Consider the following 17,668-nt stretch of genomic DNA (forward strand, 5'->3'; position numbering starts at 1 on the left):
CGCCGACATTGTATCGGCGGGCATCGCGCGTTGGGGTGGGCCGGATCATGCGTCCTTGCGCCAGAGCAAGGCGTGCAGGCACTCGACCGCTTCCCCCGGTGATTCGACGTCGAGGACGCCGCCCGCAGGCATCTTCCAGCCTCCGATCGACACGACGGGAACGCCGGTACGCACCGCCAACGCGATCTCGCTCATCGTGCCCCAACTCCCGCCGACGACAACGAGTGCGTCGCTGCTGCGCACCAGCAGCGCGTTGCGCATCTCCCCCAAGCCGGTGGGGACAGCCACCGTCAAGTACGGATTTCCTACCATCCGGTCATCGTCGGGTAGTAATCCGAGTGTGGTTCCGCCCGCTTCGATCGCTCCACGCGACGCGGCGGCCATGACCCCGCCGAGACCGCCTGTGACGACGACCGCCCGGCGACCAGCGAGCAGTCCGCCGACCTGACGAGCGATCCGCCGTTGTTCGGGCGTCGCCTCACCCGGACCGACGACCCCGACATAGCGCTGCGAATGCATATCGGGATTGTCCACCACCCCAAGGGTGAAAGGGCGCCTATCCCGGTTTTCGGGTTCTACCCGGCAGGGAGTCTCGCATCGAACCGCGGCGGCGCGGACCCTCGATACATGTCCGCCATGCACTACTCGACACGCCTTCGGCGCACCACCGTGTACGCCGACGACGGGGTCCCCCTCGCGGTCACCGAAGCGGGCCCCGACACCGCTGAACCGACGTTCGTATTCGTACACGGGCACTGCCACGACACCGACACCTGGTCTAGGTTGCGTCAGTCACTGTCCCTCACGATGGGTCGCCCGGTACGGATGGTGTTCTTCGATCATCGTGGCCACGGCCGGTCCGGTGGAGCACCCGCAGAGACCTACACCCTCGATCAGATCGGGCGCGATCTGGGCGCCGTACTCGACGCTGTCACCGACAAGTCCGTCGTGCTGGTGGGGCATTCGATGGGCGGCATGGCGATCCTGTCGTACGCACGTCAGCATCCGACCGACATCGGCACCCGGGTCGTGGGGGTCGCGTTGATCTCCACGGCTGCCGACGATCTCGCACATTCCGGGCTCGGGCGGTACCTGCACAGCCCGGCGGTGGAGCTGTTCCGCCGGGCTGTGTCCCGGGCGCCCCGCATCACCCAGCGGGTGGCGCGGTGGGGTGCCCGAGTGGGTCTGCCCGTGGCCGGGGCGCTGCATCGCCGCACACCCGCCACGAAGCCCGGTTCCTGGTTGCTCACACTGCTCACGTTGCTGTGCAGCGACATGTCGGTGGTCACCATGGCCGGCTTCCTCCGCTGCTTCGCGGTGCTGGACGAAACCGCGGCCCTCTCCGTTCTGACCCACCTTCCGTCGCTGGTGCTGTGCGGATCGCACGACGAGTGGACGCCGTTCGAGCTGTCCGCCGGTGTGGCCTCACGACTACCGCAGTCGGAACTCGTACGCGTCGAAGGTGCGGGTCATTCGGTCACAGTCGAGCATCCCGCAGTGGTGGCCAGTGCCCTCGCGCGTCTCGCAGAGCGCGTCCTACCGGTCCGACGAGACACCGATCCCGGCGAGAAACCGATTCGATGACACAGCCGTCACAGGTCGCGTTCGCTGACCACACCGGTATGCATCGCGAGTTCGGCGAGGCGTACCCGCTTTCGATTCTGCGGCAGATCCTCGACCCCGAACTTCGCGAACAGTGTCCGCAGATGAGTTTTCACGGCGTCGACACTGAGATACAGCTCGGAGGCGATGGCCTGGTTCGATGCGGGCGACGCGAAGGCCACACCGTGCTTGTACGGACGGCACAGTGCACGGAGCACTGCGCGCTGGGTGTCCGTCAACGAATTCACCGTCGGTAGCTCTGCGGCCATGCGGGTCGACTCGTCGGGTCCCGCCCCGATCTGCTGGAAACGCAGCCGGTGCGAGCCGATGCGGATGCTGTCGCCCTCACGTAACCGCCGACGCCCGGCGATGCGCTCACCGTTGACGAAAGTACCGTTGCGAGAAAGCCCGTCGTCGAGGATCGTCCAGTGGGTGCCGAGCCACTCGACCACGGCGTGCAGGCGCGAGACCTCCTCGTCGCCGACGAATGCCACATCGGCTTCCGTTGCGCGGCCGACCGTCACCCGCGGAGTCGACGACGTCAACACCACGTGGTGCTGGTGTCCGTGCTCGTCGAGGTAGGTCAGACGTGGATCGAGGGTGTCGCTCACCGAGGTCTCCTGCACACAGGTCAATCGTGCGCCCACGCCGTGTGTTCGGCAAGGACACCCGCAGCGTGCCACACGGTCGGTAACAATGGACCGATACCACGGTCGGTAACAATGGACCGGTACACGGTCGGTAACAATGGACCGGTACACGGTCGGTAACAATGGACCGGTACACGGTCGGCGACAATGGACCGGTGAGCCGACAACGCGACCAGAAGCCCGCCGCCGACATGCCGTGCCCGTGTGGGCGCGGAATCCGCCTCTCCGACTGCTGCGGACGATTTCTCGACGGTGGTGCCGCCGCCTCGACCCCCGAAAACCTGATGCGGTCGCGGTACACGGCCTTCGTACTCGGCGACGCTCCCTACCTGCTGCGGACCTGGCATTCCTCGGCCCGGCCGGCGTCTCTCGAACTGGATTCCGGAACCAGGTGGACGGGTCTCGAGGTACTGCGGACCACGGGCGGTGGTTTCCTGCACACCGAAGGCACAGTCGAGTTCCGGGCGCACTACGTGGAGAACGGCCGCGGCGGTGTCCTGCAGGAACACGTCATGCAGGAGAACAGCCGCTTCGTTCGGGAGGACGGCACCTGGCTGTACCTGGATGCAGCAGGCGGCCGGTAGTCCGGGACCGTCAGCGCAACAGAGTCGATCGGAGGGTGTCGGCGAGCCACGTGCGATACCCGTCGACGTCCCATCCACAGTCGCGACGCAGCAATGCGTGCACCTGCGGCGAACTGAGCGTGTAGAGCACGTCGGCCGCGTGGTCGACGGTGACGTCGTCGCGTAACCATCCGCTGCGATGCAGACCTTCGGCGAGGGTGCGCGCATTCTCGGCAGTGGCGCGAGCGTCGTCCTCGGCGAACCGTTTCATGTCGGGGTCGGCACCCGACGACTCGATCGACGTGATGAGCAGACCGCCGGCACGCTCGAGCATCGCGGCCCCGTACCCCACCACCTGGTCGACGACCGCGGCTGCGGCGCCGAGAGCGAGCGGTGATCGAGGTATGCCGGCGACGGGCTCATCGGAGTCGGCGACGGCCGGGTCGACGGTGACCGCGGCGTCGAGCGATTCCCGGAACAGCTGGGCCTTGCCGTCGGGGAATGCGGTGAACACCGTCCGCACTGCGACACCCGCCTCGTCGGCGATCTGTTTGACGGTGGTGCTCACGTACCCGTTTCGCTCGAACAGTGTCGCGGCAGCATCTCGGATCGTGATGCGGGTGCGGCGCGCTGCTTCTTCCCGCAACGGTGAGCTGTACGTTCTTCTGGCTGCGGACATCGCGGTCAGCCTAGCAGTATCGACTGCAGTGCTGATGCACCCGAAATCCGCTGCGTTCCCCGCGCGGAACGGGCATGCTGGGCCTCGTGCACACCTTCGAGGTCTGGGCTCCGATTCCCGCGTCGGTTCGTCTCCATGTCGACGGCGAACTCCATCCGATGCGCCAGGAGGAGAAAGGCTGGTGGCGCGCCGATGTCGAGGCCTCTCCCGGCGCGCGGTACGGCTATGTACTCGACGACGACGCCGTACTCGACGACGACGCCGTGCTCCCCGATCCCCGCTCTCCGCGGCAGCCGGGCGGCGTGCACGGAACGTCGCAGCTACATCGACTCGACCCTGACGGCTGGACCGATCACACCTGGACCGGACGTCAACTCACCGGAAGTGTGCTGTACGAACTGCACATCGGCACGTTCACCGAGGAGGGCACCCTCGACGCCGCGATCGAACGCCTCGACGATCTCGTGGCTCTCGGAATCGACTTCGTCGAGTTGATGCCCGTCAACGCATTCAACGGCTCTCACGGATGGGGCTACGACGGCGTGCTCTGGTACGCCGTACACGAGCCGTACGGCGGTCCCGACGCACTGCAGCGGTTCGTCGACGCAGCCCATGCCCGAGGTATCGGCGTTGCGCTCGACGTCGTCTACAACCACCTCGGCCCGTCCGGAAACTACCTGGGCCGATTCGGCCCCTACGTGTCGGAGAAACCGGGAACCTGGGGTGAGAACATCAATCTCGACGGTCCGGGGTCCGGCGAGGTACGCCGTTACATCATCGACAACGCCCTGCGCTGGTTCAGCGAGTTCCACATCGACGCACTGCGGCTCGACGCCACCCACGCGCTCGTCGATCACACCGCCGTGCACCTTCTCGAGGAGCTGTCGGTCGACACTCTGCGTCTGTCTGCCCATCTCGGTCGCCCCCTGAGCCTGATCGCCGAGAGCGACCTGAACGATCCGCGAACGATCACGCCCCGTTCCGCGGGAGGATACGGCCTGCACGCGCAGTGGGACGACGACATCCACCATGCGATCCACGCCGCAGTCTCCGGCGAGAGACAGGGCTATTACGGCGATTTCGGTTCACTCGAATGCCTGGCACGCACCCTCGGGCACGGCTTCTTCCATGCCGGTACGTTCTCGTCGTTCCGCGGCCGCGTGCACGGCCGCCCGCTCGACGTGCGGAGGGTGCCCGCGAGTGCGCTGCTCGCCTACACGTGCACGCACGATCAGGTGGGCAACCGGGCCAGAGGCGATCGCCCCGGAGGCTATCTCGACCGGGGACAACTCGCCGTGAAAGCTGCGCTCGTCCTCACCTCGCCCTATACCCCGATGCTGTTCATGGGTGAAGAATGGGGCGCGAGCACGCCATTTCAGTACTTCACGTCCCATCCGGAACCCGATCTCGCCGCGGCCGTCGTCGAGGGGCGCCGCCGAGAGTTCGGTGAGCACGGCTGGGACACCGACGACGTGCCCGACCCTCAGGATCCCGAGACCTTCCGCCGATCCACCCTCGAGTGGGACGAGCGTACCGAACCCGAGCACGCACGACTCCTCGACTGCTACCGCCGGTTGATCGGCCTGCGCCGCGCGCGCGCCGAACTCACCGACCCCTGGCTCGAGCACCTCCAGGTGACCTACGACGAGGACGAACGCTGGATTGTGTTGTATCGCGGTGTCATTCGTGTGGTATGCAACCTCGGGGACGATCCTGTGACCGTACCCGTCGGTGGCCGCCCGATCCTCTGGTGGGACGACCCCGTCGTCAACCGCACCCAGTCCGCGGTGCTGGTTCCGGGGCACTCGTTCGTGATACTCGAATCCCCTACGGCCGCTTGACCGAACAGTCAGTTCTCGTTGCCGTTCTGTACGCACCACCGCCCTTGATCCGACTTCGAGAACGCGCGTACCGTCATGGATACTGCCGAATTTTTTCGAGGTGAATCGTCATGGAAGCCAAGAAAGTACTGGCGAGCGCATTTCTCACCACAGCTCTTGTCCTCACACCCGTAGGTGTGGCCACCGCAGCTCCGGTGACCGACACGTCCCCCGGTGTCGTCGATGTCAATCACCGCGACCGCGGGTGGGACGACCACCGACGCGACCACGGGAACGATCACAAGAGGGGCGACCGCGGGCACAACGACTGGGACCGCGGGCGTCACAACGACTGGGACCGCGGCAATCACTGGCGTCCCGATTGCTTCTGGTTCGGCCCCTGGCTGGTGTGCATGCCCTGGTGAGGACCGACCTACGTGAGGTAGCGGTAGGCAGGTGATCCCGGCTCGAGGCGGCTCGCCTCGATCGGCGAGGCATCCATGCGATGCAGGAGCGCCGAAAGACCCTCCGCTGCACCGAGTTCGATACCGACCAGCGCCGCACCCGTTTCGCGGTTGTTCCGCTTGACGTACTCGAACAGGGTGATGTCGTCGTCGGGTCCGAGCACCTCGTCGAGGAAACGTCGCAACGCTCCCGGTTCCTGAGGGAAGTTCACGAGGAAGTAGTGCTTGAGGCCCCGATGCACGAGGGACCGCTCGATGATCTCCCCATACCGTGACACATCGTTGTTGCCACCGGAGACCAGGCACACCACCGTCGCTCCCGGCTCGATCGACAGGCCCTCGAGAGCAGCAACCGCCAGTGCGCCTGCGGGCTCTGCGATGATGCCCTCGCTCTGGTAGAGCTCGAGCATCGACGTGCAGATCGCGCCTTCGTCGACCTGGGTCATGCCGAACGGCGCGTGACCCAGACCTTCAGCGCGCAGGCTCGCGACGAGCGGAAGGCTCGAGTGCGAGACCACCTCGGCGCCGAGCTGCGACACGACGGCGTACGGGACGTCGCCGATCCGCTTCACGGCGGCGCCGTCGACGAACGGCTCCACCTCGGGCAGCGTGACGGGTCCACCGGCGACGAGCGCGGCCGTCATCGACGCCGCACCCTTGGGTTCGACACCGACGATCGCGGTATGGGGAGAGCGCTCTCGCAGGTAGGCCGCGATCCCCGCGATCAGACCTCCCCCTCCGACCGGCACGACCAGGACATCCAGATCGCCCGGGAGCTGCTCGACGATCTCGCGGGCAATGGTGCCCTGCCCTGCGGCGGTACGCACATCGTCGAACGGCGGGATCATGGTTGCTCCGGTGCGCTCGGCGTCGTCGGCAGCGGCACCGGCTGCCGCGTCGAACGTGTCGCCGACGGCGATCAGCTCGACGAACCCACCCCCGTGGACCTGGATACGGTCACGCTTCTGCTTCGGGGTACGCGCAGGCACATAGATGCGACCTTCGATCCCCATCGCCCGGCACGCGTACGCGACACCTTGCGCGTGATTGCCTGCGCTCGCCGTCACGACACCCGCAGCGCGCTCGCGGTCGTCGAGCTGGGCCATCGCGTTGTAGGCGCCCCGCAGTTTGAACGAACGCACACGCGTCAGATCTTCGCGTTTGAGGTAGACGTTCGCGCCCGTCAGGGCCGACAAGCGGGGGCTGTGCTCGAGGGGGGTGGGTGAGACCGCAGGCGCAATTCGCTCCGCCGCCGCGTCGATATCGGCCGCAGTCGGTACGGCTGTCATGTCGGTCGGTTCGGCTGTGCGCGAGGTGGAGGTCACCGGTCAATGCTGCCACTCGCTGCCCGGGCCCACCAACGGACCCCCTGGAAGACGGTCAGGTGCCGAACTGTGAAGGCCGGGGAAGATTGCGGAGATTCGACTTCGCCATTTTCACCGCTTCGCCCACCCCCTCGTTCATCACGATCTTCGACATGGCCAGCGCGAAGCCCTTCACCTGTTCACCGGTGATGGTCGGTGGGAGTGACAGCGCCAGTGGATCGGTCACCACATCGATCAGTGCCGGACCAGGATGCGCGAATGCGTCTCGCAGCGCCTGCTCCACCTCGGCCGGATCCTCGACCCGGCGCGCGAAGAATCCGAGTGCCTCCGCGACCCGCGCGTAGTCGACCGCCGGAACGTCGACCCCGAAGTCGGCGAGGCCATCGACGAGCATTTCGAGTTTCACCATGCCGAGAGTCGCGTTGTCGAAGAGAACGATCTTGATCGGCAGCCGGTGCATGACCACGGTGATCAACTCACCGAGCAACATCGACAGGCCGCCGTCACCGCTGACCGAGACAACCTGTCGGCCGGGAGCCGCGAACTGGGCGCCGATCGCATGAGGCAGCGCGTTGGCCATCGATCCGTGCAACGCGGACGAGAGAAAGCGGCGACGTCCGTTCGGATCGAGATACCGGGCGGACCACACGTTGCACATGCCGGTGTCGGCGGTGAACACGGCGTCGTCGGCCGCGATGTCGTCGAGGATCGATGCGACATACTCGGGATGAATCGGTTTCCGCTGTTTGACCGGCGTCGTGTACGCACCGACCACTTTCTCCATCAGGCCGCGGTGCCGCTCGACCATCCGGTCGAGGAACTTCCGGTCGGTCTTGCGGCGGATCAACGGTGTCAAGGCACGCAGGGTCGCGGCGGTATCGCCGTGCACCGCCAGATCCAGCTCGGTACGACGGCCGAGCCGGCTTGCGTCGATGTCGATCTGTGCCGTGCGTACCTCGGGGAGGAACTGGTCGTACGGGAAGTCGGTGCCGATGAGCAGCAGCAGGTCGGCGCCGTGCATGCCGTCGTGGGCTGCGCCGTAGCCGAGGAGGCCGGTCATCCCGACATCGAACGGGTTGTCGTACTGGATCCATTCCTTGCCGCGCAGGCTGTGTCCGATCGGCGCCCCGACCGTGTCGGCCAGGTCGAGGAGCTCTTCGCGTGCACCGCGCACGCCGGCACCGGCGAAGATCGCCACCTTGTCTGCTGCGTCGATGGCCTCGGCCAGCGCTCGGACGTCCGATTCCGCGGGCACGACGGTCGGGGCGCCCGTCCTGATGAGACGCGGCGATGTTCCTTCCGCGGGCAGTGCCGCGATGTCGCCGGGCAATGTGACCACGGCGACGCCGGGCCCCGCGAGCGCGTGCGTCATCGCGCTGTGTACGACCCGTGGGGCCTGCGCGGCAGCGCTGATCAGCTCGGTGTAGGTCGAGCATTCGACGAACAGTCGATCGGGGTGGGTTTCCTGGAAGTATCCGGAGCCGATCTGGGCAGACGGGATGTGCGATGCGATGGCGAGCACCGGAGCTCCGGAGCGGTGCGCGTCGTAGAGTCCGTTGATCAGGTGCAGGTTGCCCGGTCCGCACGAGCCGGCGCACACTGCCAGCTCACCGGTGAGCTGCGCTTCCGCGGCAGCAGCGAATGCCGCCGCTTCTTCGTGGCGTACATGGATCCAGTCGATCCCGCCCGACGCGACACCGCCGGTGCGGCGCACGGCGTCGACGACGGGATTCAAGCTGTCGCCGACGATCCCGTAGATCCGGCGTACGCCGGCATCGACGAGCTGGCCGACGAGCTGGTCCGCAACGGTGCGCGCCGCCATCGTGCGCCTACTTCCGTTCGAGGACGAAGACCGGGATCTGCCGGTCGGTCTTGTTCTGATAGTCGGCGTAGTCGGGAAATGCTGCGACTGCTCTGTCCCACCACAACGCCTTCTCGTCGCCGTGCACCTCACGCGCCACCATGTCGTGGACATCGGGGCCGTCACGTAGTTCGACCTGCGGGTTCGCCACCACATTGAAGTACCAGACGGGGTGCTTCGGTGCTCCACCGAGCGAGGCGACGACCGCGTACTCGCCATTGTGTTCGACGCGCATCAGCGGGGTCTTGCGCAGTTTTCCGCTCTTGGCGCCGCGTGTGGTGAGGATGATGACGGGCTTTCCGGCGAGGGTAGTGCCTGCGGTACCGCCCGAGGACTCGTAGGCCTCGACCTGATCGGCGGCCCACTTCGACGGACTGGGTTCGTATTCTCCGGTGAGAGGCATGCACCCAGTGAACACCGTGTGGTGATTCGGCACACGTAGCTCCGAGAGTTCGTTGACCCGAATTCTTCTATGCGCCTACCCTGAAGGAAGACTTTCCGCGACCGGAGGTGCATCACGATGACGACACTCGACCTGCCCACACGCAGGAGCACTCGTGTGGCCGGTGTCGACATCGCCGGCACCGAATGGCCGCTCTACAAGCTCGAGGCACTCGCGGTCGGCTTCTTGATCCTGGTGGCCCTACTCGTCGTCACCGGAACCGCGCAGACCGCTGTGCTGACCGCCGCGGCGGTCAGCACTGTCACGTGGTGGGTGCGCCTGGCGTACTACCGGCGCACCTCCCCGTAGTCTCCGCCGCCCCGCCCTCAGGTCGCGAGACAGCCGGGGCCGAGCAACGCCTTGAGATCGCCCATCAACGCCGACGACGGCTCCACACGCAGACTGTCGTCCACCTTGAGCAAGGTGACTTTACTGCCGGTGATCAGTCGCACATGGACATCTGCGGTGCCGGGGTGCCGGTTCAGCACGTTTTTGAGGGCACCGACCTTGTCGGGGGTGCACAGCCGGGTCGGCATCGCCACCGACACAGGCTTGGCCACACCCACCTGAGACAGATCCGGCACCGCCAGATCGTTGGCGATCAGTGAGATCCGGTCGTCGCGGATCGACACGCGCGCCTTGACGAGCACCACCGAGTCCTCGACGACGTCCATGCCGTACACCGAGTACGACTGCGGGAAGAAGAGGACCTCGATACCGCCGGTGAGATCCTCGAGCTGCGCCGAGGCCCACGCGAGACCATTCTTGTTGATACGGCGATTCACGGAGGCGAGGATGCCACCCACCGTCACCTGGCTGCCGTCCTTGATGCCACCCTCGAGGATCGCCGGGATCGGTGTATCGGCCTGGGCCGCGAGGACGTGCTCTACACCGTTGAGCGGATGCCCGGAGACGTACAGGCCGAGCATTTCCCGTTCGAGGGCGAGGAGGTGTTTGCTGTCCCACTCCTCGTCGGGGATCCGGACGTTGAACACCGACGCCACCGATTCGTCGGCATCGGCCCCTCCGAACAGGTCGAACTGTCCGATAGCTTCGGCCTTCTTGGTGCTCATCACGGCATCGATCGCGTCGGCATGGACGAGCATCAGCCCCTTGCGGGGATGCTTCAGCGAGTCGAACCCGCCCGCCTTGATCAGCGATTCCGTGACCTTCTTGGTGCACGCGACCGTGTCGATCTTGCCGAGATAGTCGGAGAAGTCGGTGTAGCGCCCCTTCTCCTGACGGCCCTTGACGATCGACGCCACAACGTTGGCGCCGACGTTGCGTACGGCGCCGAGGCCGAACCGGATATCTTCACCCACCGACGTGAAGTTGGTGTGCGATTCGTTGACATCCGGTGGCAGCACCGTGATGCCCATCTTGCGGCAGTCGGACAGGTAGACCGCGGCCTTGTCCTTGTCGTCGCCGACGGAGGTGAGCAGTCCGGCCATGTACTCGCCGGGATAGTTCGCCTTCAGATATGCCGTCCAGAACGACACGAGACCGTAGCCCGCGGCGTGCGATTTGTTGAACGCGTATCCGGCGAACGGGAGGATCGTGTCCCACAACGCTTTGATCGCCGGCTCGGAGAACCCGTTCTTCAACATGCCTTCCCGGAAACCGGCGTACGCCTCCTCGAGCACCGAGAGTTTCTTCTTGCCCATCGCACGGCGCAGGATGTCGGCCTGACCGAGCGAGTAGCCCGCCACCTTCTGAGCGATCTGCATGATCTGCTCCTGATACACGATCAAGCCGTAGGTGTCGGCGAGAATCTCCTTCAGGGGCTCTTCGAGCTCGGGATGGATCGGCTTGACGTCCTGACGACCGTTCTTGCGGTCGGCGTAGTCATTGTGCGCGTTCATGCCCATCGGGCCGGGTCGATACAGCGCGAGCACCGCGACGATGTCCTCGAAACCTGTGGGCTGCATACGTCGCAGCAGGTCGCGCATCGCACTGCCGTCGAGCTGGAACACACCGAGCGTGTCGCCGCGCGCCAGCAACTCGTACGTGGCCGGATCTTCGAGCGGCAACTCGTCGAGATCGAGTTCGACCCCCCGGTTGTCTCGGATGTTCTCGATTGCATCGCCGATGACCGTGAGGTTGCGCAGCCCCAGGAAGTCCATCTTCAGCAGGCCGATGGCCTCACACGAAGGGTAGTCCCAGCCCGTGATGATCGCGCCGTCCTGCGCGCGCTTCCACAGCGGAATCGCGTCCATGAGCGGTTCGGACGACATGATGACCGCGCACGCGTGCACACCCGCGTTGCGGATCAGGCCTTCGAGCCCGAGTGCAGTGTCGTAGATCTTCTTCACATCGGGATTCGAGTCGATGAGCGATCGAACCTCGACGGCTTCCTTGTACCGCTCATGGCTCGGATCGGTGATCCCGGACACGGAGATGTCCTTGGCCATGATCGGCGGCGGAAGCGCCTTGGTGATCTGATCGGCGATGGCGAAGCCCGGCTGCCCGAACTGGACGCGTGCCGCGTCCTTGATCGCAGCCTTGGTTTTGATGGTGCCGAAGGTGATGACCTGGGCGACCTTGTCGCTGCCCCACTTCTCGGTGGCATAGCGGACCATCTCGCCGCGACGGCGATCATCGAAGTCGATATCGATATCGGGCATCGACACGCGCTCGGGGTTGAGGAATCGCTCGAACAGCAGCCCGTGCGGGATGGGATCGATGTTGGTGATGCCCATCGCGTACGCGACGAGCGATCCGGCTGCCGAGCCTCGACCGGGGCCGACGCGGATGCCGACATCCTTGGCGTGGTTGATGAGGTCGCCGACGACGAGGAAGTAGGCGGGGAAACCCATCTCGTTGATGACGCTGATCTCGTACTCGGCGCGCCGCAGGTACTCTTCGGGAACAGGCCCGTGCGGGAACCGGCGGTCGAGGCCGCGCATGACTTCCTTGTGCAGCCAGCTGGCCTGCGTCTCCCCTTCCGGCACGGGGAAGATCGGCATCCGGTCGTGGTGCTCCCACACCTCCTTGTACGACTGCACCCGCTCCCCGATCAGCACGGTGTTGTCGCACGCACCGGGCACCTGGCTGTCCCACAACTCGCGCATCTCCTGCGCGGATTTGAGGTAGTAGCCGTCGCCGTCGAACTTGAAGCGGGTGGGATCCGACAGGGTCTTACCGGTCTGGATGCACAGCAGCGCCTCGTGGTTCTCCGCGGCGTCCTTGGTGACGTAGTGGCAGTCGTTGGTGGCCAGCGGCGGGATTCCGAGCTTGTTGCCGATCTCGAGGAGTCCTTCGCGAACGCGGCGTTCGATCGACAGACCGTGGTCCATCAGTTCGAGGAAGAAGTTGTCCTTACCCCAGATCTCCTGCCATTTCGCGGCCGCCTCGAGGGCTTCGCGATCGTGACCGAGGCGCAGACGCGTCTGGATCTCACCCGAGGGGCAGCCGGTGGTCGCGATGATCCCCTCGTGGTGCGTAGCAATGAGTTCTTCGTCCATTCGGGCCCACTTGCCGAACTGCCCCTCGATGGACGCCAGCGACGAGAGCTTGAACAGATTCCGCAACCCGGTGGCGTTCTCGGCGACCATCGTCATGTGTGTGTACGCACCCGAACCCGACACGTCGTCGGACTTCTGGCTCGGATCGCCCCACTTCACACGCTTGGTGCTGAACCGCGACTCGGGTGCGACATACGCCTCGATCCCGATGATCGGCTTGATGCCCGCCTTCGTCGCAGAGTTGTAGAACTCGCTGGCGCCGTACATGTTTCCGTGGTCGGTCATGCCGACCGCCGTCATCTCGAGCCGCTGCGCCTCGGCGAACAGTGGGGCGAGCTTGGCCGCGCCGTCGAGCATCGAGTACTCGGTGTGATTGTGCAGATGAACGAACGAGTCAGCCACGCGTGCCTCTCCCGGAAAGTCTGTGGGCACCGACGAGTCTAGGCGCTCGGTGCGACGCGACCGGACAGGCACACCGGTGTCCGTCGGCACACCGGTGACCTGAGCTACTCGCCGCCCGCCGCGGCGGCCCGGAGGCCGCGCTCACGCCGCACGCGGATCAGCGCGTCGGTGCTGAACACCACCAGCGCCGCCCAGATGAGCGCGAATCCGATCCACCGCGAGGCGGGCATGTTCTCGTGCAGGACGAAGACGCCCCACACCATCTGCAGACTCGGCGTCAAGTACTGCAGCATGCCCAGTGTCGCGAGCGGTACCCGCTGGGCAGCGGCACCGAACAGCAGCAGCGGCACCGCGGTCACCACGCCTGCAGAGATCAGCAGGAGGGAATGCCCGGTGCCGTTTCCGAAGAAGGTTCCGGTTCCGGTGACGCCGAGAAAAACGAGATAGGCCACGGCGAACGGCATCGCAACAATGCCTTCCCCCGCCAACGAGGTCCGAGGATCCAGGGGAACGACCTTCTTGATCAGGCCGTACGTCGCGAACGACAACGCGAGGGTCAACGCCAGCAGTGGAGGGCGCCCGTAGTCGACGGTGATCACCAGCACCGCGACGGCCGCCGCGATCAACGCCACGATCTGCGCCGGCCGCAGCCGCTCCCGGAAGAACAGCACACCGAACAGAACACTGACGAGCGGGTTGATGAAGTATCCGAGCGCGGCCTCGATGACCTGCCCGGAGACCACGGCGTAGATGTAGACGCCCCAGTTGACAGCGATCGCCGTCGACGCCGCAGCGACGAGCATCCATGTCCGCGATCCGAGATGACGCAGGCCGGACAACCGACCGAGAACCGCGAGCAGCAGGATCATCAGTACAAGCGTCCACAGCACACGATGAGCAAGGATCTCTGCTGCCCCCGCAGGCGCGAGCAGTCCGAAGAATGCCGGAAACAATCCCCACGAGGCATACGCACCGACGCCGCAGAGCACACCGGTGGCAGGAAGATTGCGTGGTTTCGCGAACACCACCCACTCCTACGGCTGGCCGTCGTCGGGGCCCGGCGCCACCGTCTCGATGTGTTCGGGCAACAGTGGTCGCACCGAGAACCTCCCGGCCACCGCGTCCGACGGCAGTGCTTCCACAGCCCGCACCTGGGAGGCGGTGGCCACCTCCCGCAACTGTTCACCGGTTCCGCGCACGACGATTCCCACCGCGCAGGCGCAGTCGGCCGCAAGTCGATCCGCGGAGACGGCGGCGATCCGTGCCGCACGATCGTGCCCGGCAGCCGGGCCGCGGAGTCTCCCTGCCGCCACGATCGGAGCGCGCCGCAGCGCCTCCGGGTGAGCCGACACAGCGACGGTGACGAGTGGAGTCTGTACCCGGTCGATCGGCACCCGGAACAGAACGCGGGCCACGCGCAGGTCACCGGGCAGTGCGGCAACCGCGGCGACATCCACGGGTTCGACGAACGACACGAGCGCCCAGCTCGGCTCCGGCCCTCGCTCACCCAGGCTCACCCCTGCCCGGCCGAGATAGTCCTGGACCGGCTCGCCGTTGTCGGGACCGAGGGCGTCGGTGCGCACGGACGCCGGACGGACCGGATTGAGCACACCTGCCAGGAGCACCGCCAGCGCCAACGCGGCCGTCGCCACCCACGGGAGGATCCGAGTCATAGGTCAGGAATTGCGCAACACGTCGAGGGCATTCTCGAGATCGGCCGGGTACTTGCTGGTGATCTCGACCCAGTTACCGCGGGTCGGGTGCGCGAAACCGAGCGAGCGTGCGTGCAACCACTGACGTTCCAACCCGAGGCGAGCAGCGAGACGCGGGTCGGCTCCGTAGGTCAGGTCGCCACAGCACGGGTGCCGCAGTGCGGAGAAGTGCACACGGATCTGGTGGGTTCGGCCGGTCTCGAGGTGGACGTCGAGCAGGCTTGCCGCCTGGAACGCCTCGACGGTGTCGTAGTGGGTGATGCTGGGTTTGCCGTCCGCGGTGACCGTGAACTTCCAGTCGCTGCCGCGGTGCCTGCCGATCGGGGCATCGATGGTCCCGCTGCTCGGATCCGGATGGCCCTGTACCAGGGCGTGGTAGCGCTTGTCGATGGTGCGTTCCTTGAAGGCGCGCTTGAGCACGGTGTAGGCACGCTCGGAGGTCGCGACGACCATGACACCCGACGTTCCGACGTCGAGCCGGTGCACGATTCCCTGCCGTTCGTGCGCGCCCGACGTCGAGATACGGAAGCCCGCGGCGGCAAGGCCACCGATGACCGTCGGACCGGTCCATCCGACGCTCGCGTGCGCGGCCACACCGACCGGCTTGTCAACGGCCACGATGTCGTCGTCGGAATAGAGGATCTCCATTCCTTCGACGGGCTTCGCCTCGATGGTCAGCGGCCGCGGAGGCTCGGGCAGGATCACTTCGAGCCACGAGCCGGCCGAGAGCCGGTCCGATTTACCCACGGGTGCGCCGTCCATGACGACGGAGCCTTCCTCGGTGAGCGCGGCGACCGCTGTCCGGGACAAGCCGAGCAGACGGGCCAGTCCGGCATCGACGCGCATCGCGTCGAGCCCGTCCGGTACGGGCATTGCCCGGGTTTCTCTCACTGACGTGTTTCCTTTCTGTTGGTTCCCGAATCGGAATCCCCTGTGTCTTCCGATTTCGCAGCGTCTTCCGATTTCGCAGCGTCTTCCGATTTCGCAGCGTCTTCCGATTTCGCAGCGTCTTCCGATTTCGCAGCGTCTTCCGATTTCGCAGCGTCCCCCGACTTCGCACGGCTCCCGTCCGGTTCGATCCCGAACACGGTCAACGCCACGAGCAGGATCGCGCCACAGACGATCGCCGAATCGGCGACATTGAACACGGGCCACCACCCCACCGAGACGAAGTCGACGACGTGTCCCTGCAACGGCGCGGGTGAGCGGAACAGCCGATCGGTGAGGTTTCCGAGCGCACCACCGAGAACAAGACCCAATCCCAATGCCCACCAGGGAGAGCGCAACGTCCGGCCGATCTTGATCACCCCGATGACGACACCGATCGCCACCAACGTGAGCAGCCAGGTCATGCCCGTCGCCATCGAGAATGCGGCGCCGGGATTGCGGACCAGCGTCAACGTCACCGTGTCGCCGATGATCGAGATCGGGTCGGTCGGGTCGATGTAGTGGACCGCCGCGATCTTCGTCAGCAGGTCGGCAATGTAGATCACGAATGCCAACCCCAGCAGGTACCGCATCCGCCCCCCGGCCGATGCTCCTGCCGGGGGATCGTGCACGGGCGGTTCCGGCGCGCTGGACGCAGGATCGGGCCGGGAAGCTTCGTCACTCACCCCGCCATCATCCCCTACACAGCGGAGATAGCGGCCACCGCGCCCGTCGTGGCTACCCTGGTGACGTGCCTGTGCTGTCGAGATTCGCCTATACGAGGCCGTGTGCCTTCGCCGCCTTCCTGTCGCTCACCGCGCTCGTCACGGGATGCGGTGACAACCCGGACGGCGCTCCCGCCGTCACCGCTGCTTCGGCCGAGGTGACGGTGCCTGTGTCCGCTGTGACCGCGACAGTTCTCGACGCGGGAGCCGAGCCGCGCGAGGTGGTGCGATTGGCGCCCACGACCGGAACCGAACAGAACGTGATCCTGACCACGCGCTCCGAAGTACACCAGCAGATCGGCGATCAACCGGCGCAGGACTTCTCCACGCCCGAACTGACGACACCGCTGTCTGCCACCGTCACGGAATCCGTGGCCGATGGAGCGCCCGGGACCGTTGTCGACCTGCTCCTCGGCGACGTCAGCACCCCCGACCCCCATCTCGAGGCATCCCTCGCCGAGGTGGAAGGCTCCGGGGCCGGGCTGACGATGGGCCCGAACGGCGCGGTCAGCGCACTACGCCTCGAGCCCGGTACCGCGGTGCCCAATGTGGCGCGGTCAGCGCTCGAACAGGCGTTCTACCAAGCGGTCTACCGGATGGTGGCGTTCCCGGACGAGGCAATCGGCGTGGGGGCCGTGTGGGAGAGCCACCAACAGGTCATGAGCGCGGGAATCACGATCGACCAGGTGGGCACGGCCACACTCGTCTCCCGCGAGGACGACCGGGTTCGCGTGGACATCCGTGTCGAGCAGATTCCGCAGGAGTCGACGTGGATGCTGCCCAACGGTCAAGGACAGCTGTCCGTCGAGCAGTACACGATGGCCGGCGACGGGACCCTGACGATCGACCCGAGCAAGCCACTGCCCGTCCAGGGTGACTTCACGGTGAGCGGCGATCAGACATACCTCGACCCGGACGGCGCAACCCGCCTGTCGCAGTCGCAGGTCGATCGGGTCGGCTGGCACACTCCCGAGAGCTGAGCCGCCACGACCTCACTGCACCGAATCGAAGACGGTGGCCGACGCAGAATTC

17 protein-coding genes are annotated in these 17,668 nt (G+C 66.0%); 6 read left to right on the forward strand and 11 right to left on the reverse strand.

Translation table 11 applies throughout. The features are described 5' to 3' along the window. Positions 1–45: 45 nt before the first annotated feature. Complete coding sequence (locus ACFWB0_RS24480) at positions 46–642, reverse strand: TIGR00725 family protein (protein WP_378492992.1); 597 nt, start codon at positions 640–642, stop codon at positions 46–48. Here ACFWB0_RS24480 and ACFWB0_RS24485 point away from each other — a divergent pair. Further along, entirely contained in the window at positions 628–1,584 is a 957-nt protein-coding gene (locus ACFWB0_RS24485) for an alpha/beta fold hydrolase (protein ID WP_378492993.1), read from the forward strand. The genes ACFWB0_RS24480 and ACFWB0_RS24485 overlap by 15 nt on opposite strands. An 8-nt stretch (positions 1,585–1,592) precedes the next feature. Here the strand turns inward: ACFWB0_RS24485 and ACFWB0_RS24490 are convergent, their stop codons facing one another. Continuing rightward, positions 1,593–2,213, reverse strand: a complete 621-nt coding sequence (locus ACFWB0_RS24490; protein ID WP_378492994.1) for an FHA domain-containing protein — start codon at positions 2,211–2,213, stop codon at positions 1,593–1,595. Between the two features lie 230 nt (positions 2,214–2,443). On the opposite strand from ACFWB0_RS24490, the gene ACFWB0_RS24495 reads away from it, so the two are divergent. Further along, on the forward strand, positions 2,444–2,836 hold the full coding sequence (locus ACFWB0_RS24495; protein WP_378493004.1) for a YchJ family protein: 393 nt from the start codon (positions 2,444–2,446) through the stop codon (positions 2,834–2,836). 10 nt (positions 2,837–2,846) lie between these two features. Here the strand turns inward: ACFWB0_RS24495 and ACFWB0_RS24500 are convergent, their stop codons facing one another. Further along, positions 2,847–3,494 carry a helix-turn-helix domain-containing protein gene (locus ACFWB0_RS24500; protein WP_378492995.1) on the reverse strand — a complete coding sequence of 216 codons (648 nt, stop codon included), beginning with the start codon at positions 3,492–3,494 and terminating at the stop codon, positions 2,847–2,849. Between the two features lie 86 nt (positions 3,495–3,580). Here ACFWB0_RS24500 and treZ point away from each other — a divergent pair, with 86 nt between their 5' ends. Further along, positions 3,581–5,335 carry a malto-oligosyltrehalose trehalohydrolase gene (gene treZ / locus ACFWB0_RS24505; protein WP_378493005.1) on the forward strand — a complete coding sequence of 585 codons (1,755 nt, stop codon included), beginning with the start codon at positions 3,581–3,583 and terminating at the stop codon, positions 5,333–5,335. A gap of 110 nt (positions 5,336–5,445) precedes the next feature. Beyond that, on the forward strand, positions 5,446–5,739 hold the full coding sequence (locus ACFWB0_RS24510) for a hypothetical protein (RefSeq protein WP_378492996.1): 294 nt from the start codon (positions 5,446–5,448) through the stop codon (positions 5,737–5,739). Between the two features lie 8 nt (positions 5,740–5,747). Here the strand turns inward: ACFWB0_RS24510 and ilvA are convergent, their stop codons facing one another. The 3 genes from ilvA to ACFWB0_RS24525 all read right to left on the reverse strand — a co-directional run bounded on the left by ilvA (position 5,748) and on the right by ACFWB0_RS24525 (position 9,367). Next, the gene (ilvA, locus tag ACFWB0_RS24515; RefSeq protein WP_378493006.1) at positions 5,748–7,067 is read right to left on the reverse strand and encodes a threonine ammonia-lyase IlvA; all 1,320 of its coding nucleotides are present in this window, start codon (positions 7,065–7,067) and stop codon (positions 5,748–5,750) included. Between the two features lie 91 nt (positions 7,068–7,158). Further along, a complete protein-coding gene (locus ACFWB0_RS24520; protein WP_378492997.1) occupies positions 7,159–8,925 on the reverse strand; it encodes a pyruvate dehydrogenase in 1,767 nt (588 codons plus the stop codon). Positions 8,926–8,932: 7 nt separating this feature from the next. Further along, entirely contained in the window at positions 8,933–9,367 is a 435-nt protein-coding gene (locus ACFWB0_RS24525) for a nitroreductase family deazaflavin-dependent oxidoreductase (RefSeq protein WP_378492998.1), read from the reverse strand. A 117-nt stretch (positions 9,368–9,484) separates the two neighbouring features. Here ACFWB0_RS24525 and ACFWB0_RS24530 point away from each other — a divergent pair, with 117 nt between their 5' ends. Further along, on the forward strand, positions 9,485–9,715 hold the full coding sequence (locus ACFWB0_RS24530; RefSeq protein WP_378492999.1) for a hypothetical protein: 231 nt from the start codon (positions 9,485–9,487) through the stop codon (positions 9,713–9,715). Between the two features lie 17 nt (positions 9,716–9,732). On the opposite strand, the gene dnaE is transcribed toward ACFWB0_RS24530, so the two are convergent. From dnaE to lspA, 5 genes are all read right to left on the reverse strand, one after another. Then, positions 9,733–13,272, reverse strand: coding sequence for a DNA polymerase III subunit alpha (gene dnaE, locus ACFWB0_RS24535; RefSeq protein WP_378493000.1), 3,540 nt, complete (start codon positions 13,270–13,272; stop codon positions 9,733–9,735). A 104-nt stretch (positions 13,273–13,376) separates the two neighbouring features. Continuing rightward, complete coding sequence (gene rarD, locus ACFWB0_RS24540) at positions 13,377–14,297, reverse strand: EamA family transporter RarD (protein ID WP_378493001.1); 921 nt, start codon at positions 14,295–14,297, stop codon at positions 13,377–13,379. Between the two features lie 9 nt (positions 14,298–14,306). After that, positions 14,307–14,945 (reverse strand): hypothetical protein, encoded by a 639-nt coding sequence (locus ACFWB0_RS24545; RefSeq protein ID WP_378493002.1) that lies wholly within the window; start codon positions 14,943–14,945, stop codon positions 14,307–14,309. A gap of 3 nt (positions 14,946–14,948) precedes the next feature. After that, positions 14,949–15,857, reverse strand: a complete 909-nt coding sequence (locus ACFWB0_RS24550) for an RluA family pseudouridine synthase (RefSeq protein ID WP_378493007.1) — start codon at positions 15,855–15,857, stop codon at positions 14,949–14,951. Positions 15,858–15,871: 14 nt separating this feature from the next. Next, entirely contained in the window at positions 15,872–16,543 is a 672-nt protein-coding gene (gene lspA, locus ACFWB0_RS24555; RefSeq protein WP_378493008.1) for a signal peptidase II, read from the reverse strand. A 119-nt stretch (positions 16,544–16,662) separates the two neighbouring features. Between lspA and ACFWB0_RS24560 the strand changes: the two genes are divergently transcribed. Further along, entirely contained in the window at positions 16,663–17,616 is a 954-nt protein-coding gene (locus tag ACFWB0_RS24560) for a hypothetical protein (protein ID WP_378493003.1), read from the forward strand. The last annotated feature ends 52 nt before the right edge of the window (positions 17,617–17,668 follow it).

This window comes from Rhodococcus sp. NPDC060086, assembly GCF_042730275.1.
Lineage (GTDB): Bacteria > Actinomycetota > Actinomycetes > Mycobacteriales > Mycobacteriaceae > Rhodococcus.

Bases quoted from the DNA above. Each gene is read 5' to 3' on its own strand.
- ACFWB0_RS24485 (WP_378492993.1), top strand. From the start codon at position 628: ATGTCCGCCATGCACTACTCGACACGCCTTCGGCGCACCACCGTGTAC.
- ACFWB0_RS24495 (WP_378493004.1), top strand. From the start codon at position 2,444: ATGCCGTGCCCGTGTGGGCGCGGAATCCGCCTCTCCGACTGCTGCGGA.
- ACFWB0_RS24500 (WP_378492995.1), bottom strand. From the start codon at position 3,494: ATGTCCGCAGCCAGAAGAACGTACAGCTCACCGTTGCGGGAAGAAGCA.
- ACFWB0_RS24510 (WP_378492996.1), top strand. From the start codon at position 5,446: ATGGAAGCCAAGAAAGTACTGGCGAGCGCATTTCTCACCACAGCTCTT.
- ilvA (WP_378493006.1), bottom strand. From the start codon at position 7,067: ATGACAGCCGTACCGACTGCGGCCGATATCGACGCGGCGGCGGAGCGA.
- ACFWB0_RS24520 (WP_378492997.1), bottom strand. From the start codon at position 8,925: ATGGCGGCGCGCACCGTTGCGGACCAGCTCGTCGGCCAGCTCGTCGAT.
- ACFWB0_RS24525 (WP_378492998.1), bottom strand. From the start codon at position 9,367: ATGCCTCTCACCGGAGAATACGAACCCAGTCCGTCGAAGTGGGCCGCC.
- ACFWB0_RS24530 (WP_378492999.1), top strand. From the start codon at position 9,485: ATGACGACACTCGACCTGCCCACACGCAGGAGCACTCGTGTGGCCGGT.
- ACFWB0_RS24545 (WP_378493002.1), bottom strand. From the start codon at position 14,945: ATGACTCGGATCCTCCCGTGGGTGGCGACGGCCGCGTTGGCGCTGGCG.
- ACFWB0_RS24550 (WP_378493007.1), bottom strand. From the start codon at position 15,857: ATGCCCGTACCGGACGGGCTCGACGCGATGCGCGTCGATGCCGGACTG.